The sequence below is a fragment of the Thiobaca trueperi genome, from assembly GCF_004342175.1.
In the GTDB taxonomy this organism is placed as follows: Bacteria; Pseudomonadota; Gammaproteobacteria; order Chromatiales; family Chromatiaceae; genus Thiobaca; species Thiobaca trueperi.
The window spans coordinates 371133-384208 of record NZ_SMAO01000003.1 but is presented as its reverse complement, the minus strand read 5'-3'; the positions used below and the strand labels follow the sequence as shown (position 1 = coordinate 384208).

8 protein-coding genes are annotated in these 13076 nt (G+C 62.5%); 7 read left to right on the top strand and 1 reads right to left on the bottom strand.

Translation table 11 applies throughout. The annotated features are described in order from the left end of the window. The first annotated feature begins 46 nt into the window (after positions 1 to 46). The 4 genes from pbpC (at position 47) to EDC35_RS07555 (ending at position 6383) form a co-directional block, all read left to right on the top strand. Entirely contained in the window at positions 47 to 2203 is a 2157-nt protein-coding gene (pbpC, locus tag EDC35_RS07570; RefSeq protein ID WP_132976631.1) for a penicillin-binding protein 1C, read from the top strand. A gap of 106 nt (positions 2204 to 2309) precedes the next feature. Next, a complete protein-coding gene (locus EDC35_RS07565; RefSeq protein ID WP_132976630.1) occupies positions 2310 to 4364 on the top strand; it encodes a TonB-dependent receptor plug domain-containing protein in 2055 nt (684 codons plus the stop codon). Further along, positions 4361 to 4969, top strand: a complete 609-nt coding sequence (locus EDC35_RS07560; RefSeq protein WP_243651516.1) for a YfiR family protein — start codon at positions 4361 to 4363, stop codon at positions 4967 to 4969. The genes EDC35_RS07565 and EDC35_RS07560 overlap by 4 nt, the downstream gene beginning before the upstream one ends. Continuing rightward, positions 4962 to 6383 carry a GGDEF domain-containing protein gene (locus EDC35_RS07555; RefSeq protein ID WP_132976628.1) on the top strand — a complete coding sequence of 474 codons (1422 nt, stop codon included), beginning with the start codon at positions 4962 to 4964 and terminating at the stop codon, positions 6381 to 6383. Before EDC35_RS07560 ends, EDC35_RS07555 begins: the two co-directional genes overlap by 8 nt. Positions 6384 to 6485: 102 nt before the next feature. On the opposite strand, the gene mtaB is transcribed toward EDC35_RS07555, so the two are convergent. Then, on the bottom strand, positions 6486 to 7796 hold the full coding sequence (mtaB, locus tag EDC35_RS07550; RefSeq protein WP_132976627.1) for a tRNA (N(6)-L-threonylcarbamoyladenosine(37)-C(2))-methylthiotransferase MtaB: 1311 nt from the start codon (positions 7794 to 7796) through the stop codon (positions 6486 to 6488). 325 nt (positions 7797 to 8121) lie between these two features. Here mtaB and acs point away from each other — a divergent pair, with 325 nt between their 5' ends. From acs to pilB, 3 genes are all read left to right on the top strand, one after another. Then, positions 8122 to 10068, top strand: coding sequence for an acetate--CoA ligase (gene acs / locus EDC35_RS07545; RefSeq protein WP_132976626.1), 1947 nt, complete (start codon positions 8122 to 8124; stop codon positions 10066 to 10068). 157 nt (positions 10069 to 10225) lie between these two features. Continuing rightward, entirely contained in the window at positions 10226 to 11059 is an 834-nt protein-coding gene (locus tag EDC35_RS07540) for a LabA-like NYN domain-containing protein (RefSeq protein WP_132976625.1), read from the top strand. Between the two features lie 241 nt (positions 11060 to 11300). Then, positions 11301 to 13025, top strand: a complete 1725-nt coding sequence (pilB, locus tag EDC35_RS07535; protein WP_132976624.1) for a type IV-A pilus assembly ATPase PilB — start codon at positions 11301 to 11303, stop codon at positions 13023 to 13025. Positions 13026 to 13076: the final 51 nt, after the last annotated feature.

The following is a 13076-nucleotide window of genomic DNA, read 5'->3' as shown; positions in this document are numbered from 1 at the left end:
CCAAGCGGGACGAGGTATGTACCCCGTCCCGCACCCTTGGTGTCACATGCCTAAGATCCGGCATTTTCTGATTGTGGTTGGCCTGCTGGCCGTCTGTATGCTGTCCGTGCGCATCGGCTTCGACTCGCTGATCGCCGCGACCGCACTCCCCGACACCCGCCCCGTCACCTCCCCCCAGATTCTCGACCGCAACGGGCATCTGCTGCGTCCCTTCACGGTCGCGAATGGGCGCTGGCGCCTGCCGGTGAGCCTGGACGAGATCGATCCCGCCTATCTGGACATGCTGATCGCCATTGAGGATCGCCGCTTCCGTGACCATGCCGGCGTCGATCCGCGCGCGTTCGTCCGTGCCGCCTGGCAGTATCTGCGCAACGGGCGCATCGTTTCCGGCGGCTCGACCCTGACCATGCAACTGGCGCGACTGCTGGATGGCGGCTCGACCCGGCAGGTGTCCGGCAAGCTGCATCAGATCCGCGCCGCGCTGGCGCTGGAACGTCGGCTGGACAAGGACGCCATTCTGAGCGCCTATCTGACCCTCGCCCCATTCGGCGGCAATCTCGAAGGGGTGCGCGCGGCCTCGCTGGCCTGGCTCGGCAAAGAACCGCGACGCCTGACCGCCGCCGAGTCCGCGCTGCTGGTCGCCCTGCCGCAGGCGCCGGAGACGCGCCGCCCGGATCGCGATCCGGCGGCAATCCGCCGGGCGCGCGACCGGATTCTGGTGCGCGCAAAGACGTCCGGGGTGATCGACGACATTGAGCTGGCCGCTGCACTGCGCGAGCCGGTGCCAGGCCAGCGCCGGCCTTTTCCGATGCTCGCCGCGCATCTCACCTGGCGTCAGCATCGCGCCCACCCGACACTGGCGACCCGGCATCTGACCCTCGACGCCGGGCTGCAACGCCGTCTGGAAACGCTGGCTGCCGAACGCGCACCCGTGTTGGGCGACAAAGTCTCGGTCGCCATCCTCGCCGTCGATCACAGCAGCGGTGAAATCCTGGCCTCGGTCGGTTCGGCGAATCTGTTCGACGATGGCCGACGCGGTTACATCGACATGACCCGCGCCGTCCGTTCGCCCGGATCGACCCTCAAACCCTTGATCTATGGATTGGCCTTCGAGGATGGCGTCGCCCATCCCGAGAGTCTGATCGAGGATCGACCGAGCGGTTTTGCCGGCTATGTCCCGACCAATTTTGATCGCGATTTTCAGGGCACGGTGACGGTGCGCCGGGCGCTGCAACTCTCACTCAACATCCCGGCGATCAGGCTGCTGGATGCCGTTGGCCCGGCCCGTCTGGTGGCGCGGATGCGTCGCGCCGGGGTCCGGCCCCAGCTTCCGGATCTCTCGCCGCCGGGACTCGCCATCGGGCTCGGCGGAGTCGGCGTGACCCTGACCGATCTGGTGCGGCTCTATGCCGCCATCGCGCGTGGCGGGGCAGCGGTCGAGTTGCGTGAAACGCTGGTCACGGTTCAAAAACCACTTAGCCATTCCGGCCCCTTCTCTCCCTCTCCCCAACCCCTCTCCCGCGAAGGGAGAGGGGCCTTGACCGCGACGGTGCTTGATGAGCGGGCGGCCTGGTCGGTGGCGTCCATTCTCGCCGGGGCACCCGCGCCAGTCCACGCACTGTCCGGCCATCTCGCCTTCAAGACCGGGACGTCTTACGGCTATCGCGATGCCTGGGCCATCGGTTTCGACGGTCGCCACGTGATCGGCGTCTGGACGGGGCGGGCGGACGGCGCGCCGGTGCCGGGACTGGTCGGCATTGATGCCGCCGCGCCAATCCTGTTCGATGCCTTCGCCCGTCTGGGGCCGCGTGTCCCGCTGCGCCCTGCGCCGCCTGGGATCCTGACCGCCACCTCAGCCGATCTGCCGCCACCATTGCGGCGTGTACTGGATGCGCGCCAAAAAAATGTGGCCGGCATTACCGAAAATCCTCCGGAAATCGCTTACCCTCCCGCTGGTTCCCGTATCGACCTGGGCCTGTCCGCTCAATCGAACGCACCACAGACCGACAGCCGGGCGGTCAATCTGGTGCTCAAGGTGCGCGGCGGCACTCCACCTTTCACCTGGTTTGCCAATGGGCTGCCAATTGCCCGCGAGCCTTTCGCCCGCTCTGCCCGCTGGATACCGGACGGCCCCGGCTATGTCACGCTCTCGGTGGTCGATGGACGTGGTCTGGCTGCGCGCGTCATGGCCTTTCTGGAGTGAACATGCGCTGCCGGGCCGAGCGGAATCAGTCTTTTTGATGCTGGCTCACCGGACGCTCATCATGTAGTGTTCGCGCTCCGCATCAACCAGCCGAAACACCTGAGATATGGCTCCTTCCATCCCGGTTGCCCGCACTCGTCTTCAGTTGCTCCCCGATGCCTTGCCGGCTCGGATTGGTCCGTCGCGATGGCTGCCCTTCCACTCCCTTTTTTTAGGGGCGACGCTGCTGTGTCTGTCCGACGCCGGATTCGCCGCCGAGACAGCGGCAGAGGATGAACAGCTTCACGACCTGCTGTCGCTGCTGAACAACGAGACCGAGCTGGCGACCCGCAGCGGCATGAATGCGGACTTCATTCCCGGCATGGCTACCATCCTGGCCGGCGACGACTTGCTGCTGCGCGGCGCACGCACCGTCTGGGAGGCGCTGTCGCTGGTGCCGGGGATGGCGCAGGGACTGGAAATGACCGGTGAACGTCAGGTGTTGAGCCGGGGCGTCGGCTATTCCGGTTATACCTCGGGCAATATCAAGCTCATGCTCGACGGGGTCTCGCTCAATTCGTCGTCGATGGGAACGGCCAATGCGCTGCTCAATCTGCCCATTGAGCAGGTCGAGCGCATCGAGGTCATCCGTGGACCGGGCGCCTCCATCTATGGCGAGTTCGCCTATGCCGGTGTGGTCAATGTCATCAGCCGCCAGCGCGAACGACGGGTGCATGCGCAGATCGGGGAGGTCGGGGGCGCGGGCGGCGGCGGCGTCTGGTTCTGGGAGGATCAGGCGCGCGATCTCGCGCTCTCGATCAATCTGGCTGGCGTGCGGAGCGAGAACGGCGCCTGGGTCGAGCGGGACGCGCTCTCTAATATCGGTCGCACGACGCTCTCCAATGCCCCCGGCCCATCGAACGAAACGTCCCGCTACGGCAGTCTCCTGGTCAATCTGAACTGGGGCGCGACGGTCGCCTCGCTCCAGATCCTGAACGACGAATACGGCGATTATTACGGCGCTCATCATTATCTGCCGCCGAACGATGACCGCCTGGCCAACGAGCAGCGTTTCGTCACCGGGCGCATCGCCCATGACCTGACGTTCTCCGACACCCTGCGCGCCAATCTGCGCGTCGAGGCCTGGCGACACGAGCACACCAGCGATCTTTTTCTGTTTCCCGCCGGCATCATGGGGCTCAAGGAGCCCTACTATCTTGAGCAGAGTATGGACGAGGCCCGTTACAAGGTTGCAGCGGATCTCTACTGGCAGCCGCACACCCGTCATCAACTGCTGCTCGGCCTGGAGGCCGCTCGTGCGGAGATGCTCGAACCGCCCACGGAACGCTGGGACACCAATCGTAACCGACGGATGCTCAGCGCACTGATGCAGGATCAGTTCTGCGTAACCGATCACATCGATCTGACCGCGACCCTGCGACTCGACGATTACAGCGACGTGGGCGCCTTCGCCAGTCCGCGTCTGGCCGGCGTCTGGCGGCTCAACGATCACAATATCCTCAAGCTGCAATATGCCCGCGCCTTCCGTCCGCCGTCCTTCCATGATCTGGAATATCCCGCCGGCGATCCGGTCAAGACCAGCATCGTCACCACCTATGAAATGGGCTATATCCTGAAGCAGCCACGCTGGGAGGCGCGTCTCACCGCCTTCAACACGGAGCTGGAACGCCCGGTCACGGTCGCCTATGGCGGAGTCGGTTTCATCAACAGCGCCGATGCCGAACTGCGCGGGGTCGAGCTGGAATTGCAGTGGAACATCACGCGCGATCTCAAACTGGACGCCAATGCCTCTTATGTGGACGCGCGGCGTCTGGATACGGACGAGGTACTGGAGGGCGGCACCGATCTGCTCGCCAATCTGGCCCTGCTGTGGCGTCCGGTCGCGGGCTGGACCACCGCCCTGCAGACCCGTTATGTCGGCGAACGCGCCCGCGCCGACTATGATCCGCGCGATCCGCTCCCGGATTACGTCCTGCTGGATCTGACGTTCCAATACCGCCCTTCGCCGACCGGCCCCTATGCCACCCTCGGATTCAAAAATCTGGCTGACACCGAGTTCGCCTATCCGGATCAATCCTTCGTCGGCCCCCGGCGCTTCATGCCGGACGACTATCCGCGTCCCGGTCGTCAGGCATGGCTGTCGGTCGCTTACGCCTTTTGATCGCTGATCCACGCCTGCTGGCGGGTACGAAGCAACTCGCCCGTCTGCTGTGCTGTTTACTCTCTTTGACCGGCGGTCTGGTGAGCCTGCCGCCAGCTGCGCTCGCGCAGACGCCAACACTCTGGGAGGAGGAGCAGCAACGCTTTCGCGTCGGACTCAAGATCTTTCCCGCCTGTCTCGGCGCCGTGGAATCACTTGAAGACCGGCTCACGTCAGATGGCTCGCTGCAGGTGCTGGTGGTCTACGAAGGATCTGATGCGGCCGCCAGACAGGCCGTGACCAGTCTCAACGGAATCGGCAGGGTTCGTGGTCTGACACTGAACGCGAAGGCGCTGTCCGTGACGGCGCTTGATGAAGACAGGGAGGCTGAAGTGAGCGCCATTTTTGTCGCCAGCGTGGGGTTGGGTTCCAGGCATTTGCGGGCCTGGTCCGAACGCTATCAGGTACTGGTGTTTTCACCCTTCGATGGCGAAGTGGAGGCGGGCGCCGTCGCCGGCCTCTATGTCGCTGACCGGATTCTGCCTTACATCAACCTGACTCAGGCGCAACGCGCCCGGATTCGTTTCAAACCCTTTTTTTTGCAGGTGGCGCGGCAACATGACTAAAACCGCGTTTGCCCGCCATCGTCGCTCGCTCAAATTCGAGCGCAATCTGGCACTCATTTTTGGTTTGCTCGGTCTGACGCTTGCCATCGTGATCGCCCTGCACTGGTTCCTGGTGCTCAAGCCGACCCTGCGCGCCGAGGCCGAAAGCCGCGCGAGCGCACTGGCGCAGGCGCAGGCGCAGAGCATCGAACGGCTGCTGGGCAGCGGTCTCCCGGCGGAGCGTCTGCGCAACGAGTTACAGACCACCCTGGATGGCATGCTGCTCATCAAGGATCAGTCCACGCGCGAGCCATTCATCGAGGGCATCGCCCTGACCATCGATTACGACCTGTTCGACGCCCCCGGCGGGAATCTCGATCTGGTCCAGGGACGGGATGACTGCGCAGAGTGTTTCGTCGCCCACATCCCGCTTTATCATCCGCAGGATCGTCTGCTGATCGGCATCGCCACCTGTTATTCCAATCCGGCGTTTCTGGAGCAGTTGCTGAACGATGTCCGGGTCAACCTGCTCTGGGTCGGCGTCGTTTTTCTATGTCTGATCAGCTTCGCCTGGTGGGAAACCGACCGACTCCTGCGCCGTCTGCGCGAAAGCGAATCCAATCTGCGCAGCGTCTTCGAGGCCGCGCCCTTCCCCATGGTTCTCAATGAGGACGGTCAGCTCGGGTTGCGTCAGGCCAATCGCGCGGCCAAGGCGTATCTTGATCTGCGCGAAGACGGCAGCGAACATTTTTCCAGCGAGCTCTGGCTGACGCTCTATGCCGCCGGCCTGCCAACGGATGTCAGCGAACCGCGCGAAACGCCCATCCCCGCCGCCGACGGCACACCGCGCTGGGCGCTGGTGTCAGCGATTCCACTGCAATTTTCAGGCGTGCCCAGTCAGCTTATCTCGCTGGCGGATGTCACCGAGCTGAAGACGATCCAGGACGAGCTGCGTTCGGCCTCGCTCACCGACGGGCTGACCAACATTTATAACCGGCGCTATCTCTATCTGCGGCTGACCAAGGAAGTCGACCTCGTCAAACGCTATCACCATCCGCTCTCGATCTTTCTGTTCGATCTGGACCACTTCAAACAGGTCAACGACACCTTCGGGCACGGGGTCGGCGACGAGGTGCTGATCCAGGTCGCCAGCGCGCTCAAGGGCTGTCTGCGCGAGGTCGATGTGGCCGGTCGCTATGGCGGCGAGGAATTCCTCGTCATCCTGCCCCATGCCAGCGCACCGGAAGCTCTGGAGGTCGCGGAACGCATCGGCGCCGTCATCAAGTCTCTGCAATGGTCCCAGCCGGCGCTGCGGGTGACCATCAGCGGCGGTGTCCAGCAATACAAGGGGGAAGAACTCGACGAATTCGTTGAGCTGGCGGATCGCAAGCTCTATCAGGCGAAAACGGACGGACGGGATCGGGTGGTCGGTTAAACCGCGCACAGTGCGACAAACGTCATTTTCAGACTGTGTTTAGCCCTGGGGATCTCACCGGCCTCAGTAGCTGCGCGGTTTAACTGATTCCAATCAATAGCCTTAAAAATCAATCTGGCCGAGCGCCTGTCCCAGCAGTCTCCCGCCGCTGGCGTCCAGACCGGTGAGCACGACATCCAGCAGGCGGTTGCCGGTGGGCGGGAAGCTGTCCGTCATGACCTGAACCGGCAGATAGTTGGGCGTATAACCGAAGCGCACGCCGGACTGCTCCATGTCGGACGCGCCTTCACAGAGCACGCGCATCCGCCTGCCGATCTGTTCGCGCATGACCTCCTCTTTCATCCGCCCGGCGAGGGTCTGAAGCTCCTGACAGCGCTGCCGCTTGACGGCGGCGTCCACCCGCCCCGGAAGTCTGGCCGCCAATGTTCCGGCGCGTGGCGAATAGGCGAAGACATGGATCTGTCCAAAGCGCATGCGCTCGGCAAATTCAAGGGTCTGGCGCCAGTCGTCCGCCGTTTCGCCCGGAAATCCCACGATGATGTCAGTGGTGACGTTCAGATCCGGCACCACCGCGCGCCCGCCGTCAACCAGCCGGGCAAATTCACCGGTCTTGCAGCGTCGGGCCATGCGCCGCAGCACGGCATCCGACCCGCTCTGGAGCGGCAGATGCAGATGGGGCATGAGACGCGGATCCGCGAAGAGCGTCCAGAAGACATCCGGCAGATCCCAGGGCTCCAGCGAGCCCAGACGCAGACGCGGGATGTCGGTTTCGGCGAGAATCCGCACCACCAGTCTGACCAGATCGCTGCCGGTATCGCTGCCGTAGCCCCCGAGATGGACGCCGGTCAGCACGACCTCCTGGATGCCGCTCTGATGCAGACGCCTGATCGCTGTGATCGTTTCGTCTGGCGGACGACTGCGCTCCGCGCCGCGCGCCTGAGTGGTGATGCAGAAGGTGCACTGATAGCGACAGCCGTCCTGGACCTTGACGAAGGCGCGCTGGCGACCGCGCATGAAGAGCGAACTGGCGATGTCCGTGATCGCCAGTTCCGGCATCGCCGGAATGGCGAGGGTCGTGAGCGCGATTTCCACCAGCCGCTCCTTGTTGGTATTGCCGACCACCAGATCGATCCCGGCCTCGCGGGCCAGCGCCTCGGCCTCCAGGGTCGCCAGACAACCGCTGACGATGAGTCGCGCGCCCGGATTGGTGCGATGGGCGCGCCGCAGGATCTGCCGCGATTTGCGCGCCGCCTCCTGGGTCACGGCGCAGGTGTTGACAACGATCAGGTCAGCCGGCTCGTCGTCATCGACGATCAGAAAGCCCTGCGCCTGGAAACGCTGCGCCCAGTCCTCCAGTTCCGCTTCGTTGAGACGACAACCCAGGGTGTGAAGCCTGACTCGTCGGCGAGACATCACGTTGGTGCTGGTCGATGCGATAGTGTCATTCGGTTGCATGGCGATTGATTGAAAAACGGCTCAATATGCGTGATGTGCGGTGGATGGCGCCCCGACGATCGGTTGAAGACTACACTGCGCCGCTGTTGCCCGCGATCTCTGTCGCCAGCAATGCGCCAACGATGCCGGATCCCGTTGCCCCCAAATGTTCCAGCTAGATGCGGATAGAGCGAAGGTTTACTATTGACGTTCTGACCAACCGGGCTATGGATCGCGGAAATCGAGATCCCGCTGTCCGTCGGCGCCCAACACAACACCACCCAGAGCTGAGGAGATGACCAGTATGTCGGAAGAAAAGATCTATGCCGTGCCAGCGGCGATTGCCGCCAAGGCCCATATCAACGCCGAGCAGTACGCCGCCATGTATCAACGCTCGATTGATGATCCGGCAGGGTTCTGGGGAGATCAGGCGGAGCAGTTCGTGACCTGGTCCAAAAAGTGGGATTCGGTCATGGATTACAGCTTCAAGGCTGACGACCTGCACATCAAATGGTTCGATGGCGGCAAGCTCAACGTCTCCTACAACTGTCTGGACCGTCATCTGGCGACCCGTGGCGATCAGGTCGCCATCATCTGGGAAGGCGACAATCCCGAGGTGGATCGCAAGATCACCTACCGCGAACTGCATGAAGAGGTCTGCCGTCTGGCCAACGTCTTCAAGTCGCGCGGCGTCAAGAAGGGCGACCGCGTCTGCATCTATCTGCCGATGATCCCCGAGGCCGCCGTCGCCATGCTGGCCTGCACCCGGATCGGCGCCGTGCATTCCATCGTCTTCGGCGGCTTCTCGCCCGATTCGCTGCGCGACCGCGTGCTCGACTCCGAGTGCAAGCTGGTCATCACCTCCGACGAGAGCGTGCGCGGCGGACGTCACATTCCGCTGAAGAAGAACGCCGACACGGCGATGCTGGAGTGCCCGAACGTCGAAACCGTGATCGTGGTGCGGCGCACCGGCGGCCCGGTCGAATGGATCGATGGCCGCGACATCTGGTACGACGAGTCCATCGCCGCCGCCGCGACCGAGTGTGCACCCGAAGAGATGGACGCGGAAGATCCGCTCTTCATCCTCTACACCTCCGGCTCCACCGGCAAGCCCAAGGGTGCGCTGCACAGCACCGGCGGCTATCTGGTCTATGCCGCCATGACCCACAAGTACACCTTCGATTATCAGGAAGGCGAGATCTACTGGTGCACCGCCGACGTGGGCTGGGTCACGGGTCACACCTATATCGTCTATGGCCCGCTGGCCAATGGCGCGACCTCGATCATGTTCGAGGGGATCCCGAACTATCCCGACATGTCGCGCTTCTGGGATGTGGTCGATAAGCATCAGGTCAATATCTTCTACACCGCGCCCACCGCCATCCGCTCGCTGATGCGCGCTGGCGAGGAGCCGGTCAAGAAGACCTCGCGTCAATCGCTGCGCATCCTGGGCTCGGTCGGTGAGCCGATCAACCCCGAAGCCTGGGAGTGGTATCACCGTGTGGTCGGCGACGAGCGCTGCCCCATCGTCGATACCTGGTGGCAGACCGAGACCGGCGGACACCTCATCACCCCGCTGCCGGGCGCCACGGCACTCAAGCCCGGCTCGGCCACCCTTCCCTTCTTCGGCGTCGTGCCGGCACTGGTCGATCCGGCTGAGGGCACCCTGATCGAGGGAGCTGGCGAAGGTGCGCTGGTCATCGCCCAGCCCTGGCCGGGCCAGATGCGCACGGTCTACGGCGATCATCAGCGTTATGTCGATACTTACTTCAAGCAGTATCCGGGGTATTACTTCACGGGTGACGGCGCGCGCCGCGATGCTGACGGTTATTACTGGATCACCGGACGCATTGACGACGTGCTGAACGTGTCGGGCCATCGTCTGGGCACCGCTGAGATCGAATCCGCGCTGGTGCTGCACAAGGATGTCGCCGAGGCCGCCGTGGTCGGCTACCCGCACGACCTCAAGGGTCAGGGCATCTATGCCTATGTCACCCCGATGGCCGGCATCGAACCGACCGATGCGCTGAAGAAGGAACTGGTGGCGATGGTGCGCAACGAGATCGGCCCGATCGCCATCGTCGATATCATCCAGTGGGCACCCAGTCTGCCCAAGACCCGTTCGGGCAAGATCATGCGCCGCATCCTGCGCAAGATCGCCGCCAATGAAATCGACTCATTGGGCGACACCTCGACGCTCGCAGATCCGACCGTGGTGAACGACCTGATCGACAATCGCGCCAACCAGTAATCGGCGCCAGCTCCGGGATGCCCGCCACATTTGACGACGGCGGGCATTCCTGGCCTGAAATCAGATGTTTATCTGACTCCATGTTGTCGGCAGGGAAGTGCCCCGATGCGCGGAATGGACGGATTTAATCATTATCTCAAATCAATGAGGCTTGACCTTGGGTTCAAATTTTCGAGTGGGCGTCTTTGTCGATGCTGAAAACGTGCGTTACAACGGCGGCTATCAGATGCGTTATGACGTGCTGCGCCGTTTCGCCGCCCGTGAAGGCGGAGTGCTGCAACGACTCAATACATACATGGCCTTCGACGCCGAACGGGCGCGCGAGGATCTGGATTACAGGAAAAAGGCGCAGACCTACCAGCAGATGGTCCGCGATTTCGGCTGGAAGATCAGTGTCAAACTGGTACGCCGCTACACCGACGAAGCCGGCAACGTGACCACCAAGGCGAATGCGGATCTGGACATGGCGGTGGACGCCATGTTGCAGGCCAATAAACTGGAACAGGTGGTGCTGGTCACCGGTGACGGCGATTTCCTGCAAGTGGTTGAAGCCCTCCAGAATACCGGCTGCCGGGTCGAGCTGATCGGCTTCAAGAATGTCTCACGCCAGCTCCAGCAGGAAGTCGATGCCTTCTATTCCGGGTTTCTCATCCCTGATCTGCTGCCGATTTCCTACGAGCCCCGCAACGAATGGGGCAAGCCCGGTTCCTGCGTGCGTGGGGTCTGCACCAAATGGTTCACCGACAAGGGTTACGGCTTTCTGCGTATCATGGATCGCATTTCGCCGCATCTCTGGGTCACGGATCCGCGTGAAGCGGAATCGCCCTACACCAGCATCTTCTGTCATGCCAACGAACTGGCTGAAGACGTGAGCGAGGATCTGCTGATGAACCGCGAAACGGTGCTGGAATTCTATGTCAACGAGAGCGAGCAGAAAGACAACGGCTTAGTGGCGAAGAATGTCAGGCTGGCCTTTTCGGTAAACCGATAATCCCATGTGGTTTGAACCGCAAAGATGCAAAGGATACGAAGAACGGCAGGATGCGGCTTTGACTGACCCATCGGGTGACGCTGGCAACCGAACCGGATTCTGACATCCTTTGCGTTCTTTGCGGTTCAGCTGCGCTTTATATCTGGCTCAACCGCATGGGGCCGGCAATGGGTCCGCACGGCCTTGACCGGACGCGGTCTCGGCCCATCATTCGCAACGGCATGACAGGACAGGCAGCCTAATGTCAACGGATCAAGCCAAAATCAAACCCTCAGGACTGGCTCTGGGTCTGGTGCGGGATCATTTGATCTCGGAGCCTCAGATGCTGACCGCCTACGCGGAGGCCGCCCGTCAGGGCAAACCCTTCGTGCGGCATCTGGTCGAGCAGAAGCTGCTCGACAGCCGGCATATCGCCATTGCCGCCTCGCATGAATTCGGTGTCCCGCTGCTCGATCTCGCCGCCCTCGATCTCAGCACCCTGCCGCTCAATCTGGTCGATGAGCGCCTGATCCGCAAGCACCACGCCCTGCCGCTGCTGCGCCGGGGCAACCGGCTCTTCCTCGCCGTCTCCGATCCCACCAACGATCAGGCGCTCGAAGAAATCCGCTTCAATACCGGGCTTGCCACCGACGCCATTCTGGTGGAGGAGGACAAGCTCAACGCCACCATTGAAACGGCGATCAATGCGCAGGACACCACGACCATCAGCGAATTCGCCGATGCGGATCTGGAAAAGCTCGACATTGCGGCCGGTGATGACGATGACGACGGACAGCGCGCCGAGTCGGACGCCAATATCGATGAGGCGCCCATCGTGCGCTACATCAACAAGATCCTTGTCGATGCCATCAGCGCCGGCGCCTCGGACATCCATTTCGAGCCCTACGAGAAATCCTATCGGATCCGCTTCCGTCAGGACGGCATGCTGCGCGAGGTCGCCAGTCCGCCACTCAATCTCGCCAACCGTCTGACCTCGCGTCTCAAGGTCATGTCGCGCATGAACATCGCCGAGCGCCGCGTGCCTCAGGACGGACGCATCAAGCTCAAACTGAGCCGTAACCGCGATATCGATTTCCGCGTCAACACCCTGCCGACCGTCTATGGCGAAAAGATCGTCCTGCGAATCCTCGATTCATCCTCGGCGCAGGTCGGCATCGAGGCGCTGGGGTTCGAGGTCGAACAGCGCGAGGCCTTTCTTGGCGCGATCAAGAAGCCCTATGGCATGATCCTGGTCACCGGTCCTACCGGCTCGGGCAAGACGGTCTCGCTCTACACCGCGCTCAATATTCTGAATCAGCCGGACATCAATATCTCCACCGTCGAGGATCCGGTCGAGATCCAGGTGCCCGGCATCAATCAGGTCAATCTCAACCCCAAGACCGGACTCACCTTCGCCGCCTCTCTGCGCGCCTTTCTGCGCCAGGATCCCGACATCATCATGGTCGGCGAGATCCGCGACCTGGAAACCGCCGAGATCGCGGTCAAGGCGGCGCAGACAGGCCATCTGGTGCTCTCCACGCTGCATACCAACGATGCACCGCAGACCCTGACCCGTCTTGCCAACATGGGCGTCGCGCCCTTCAACATCGCCTCCTCGGTCCTGCTGATCATGGCCCAGCGACTGGCGCGGAAACTCTGCGTGCATTGCAAGAAACTGCTGGATCTGCCGCGCGAGGCGATGCGCGAAGAAGGCTTCACCGATGCCGAGATCGATGCAGGTCTGACCATTTACGGGCCGGTTGGCTGTGATCAGTGCACCAAGGGCTACCGGGGTCGCATCGGCATCTTTCAGGTCATGAAGGTCTCGGATGAAATCTCGCGTCTGATCCTCGAAGGCGGCAACGCCATGCAACTGGCGGATCAGGCCAGACGCGAAGGCGTTTCGGATCTGCGGCAGTCCGGTCTGCGCAAGGTCAAGGCCGGGCTCATCAGCCTGGAAGAACTCAACCGGGTGACCAAGGAATAGCCAGTCCCTGAAAAATTTATACCTGTGAGCGCATCAAATAGACAGGATTAA

Excerpts from the sequence above, each read along its gene's own strand:
- pbpC (WP_132976631.1), top strand. The coding sequence starts at position 47 with ATGCCTAAGATCCGGCATTTTCTGATTGTGGTTGGCCTGCTGGCCGTC.
- mtaB (WP_132976627.1), bottom strand. The coding sequence starts at position 7,796 with ATGTCTCGCCGACGAGTCAGGCTTCACACCCTGGGTTGTCGTCTCAAC.
- acs (WP_132976626.1), top strand. The coding sequence starts at position 8,122 with ATGTCGGAAGAAAAGATCTATGCCGTGCCAGCGGCGATTGCCGCCAAG.
- pilB (WP_132976624.1), top strand. The coding sequence starts at position 11,301 with ATGTCAACGGATCAAGCCAAAATCAAACCCTCAGGACTGGCTCTGGGT.
- EDC35_RS07555 (WP_132976628.1), top strand. The coding sequence starts at position 4,962 with ATGACTAAAACCGCGTTTGCCCGCCATCGTCGCTCGCTCAAATTCGAG.
- EDC35_RS07565 (WP_132976630.1), top strand. The coding sequence starts at position 2,310 with ATGGCTCCTTCCATCCCGGTTGCCCGCACTCGTCTTCAGTTGCTCCCC.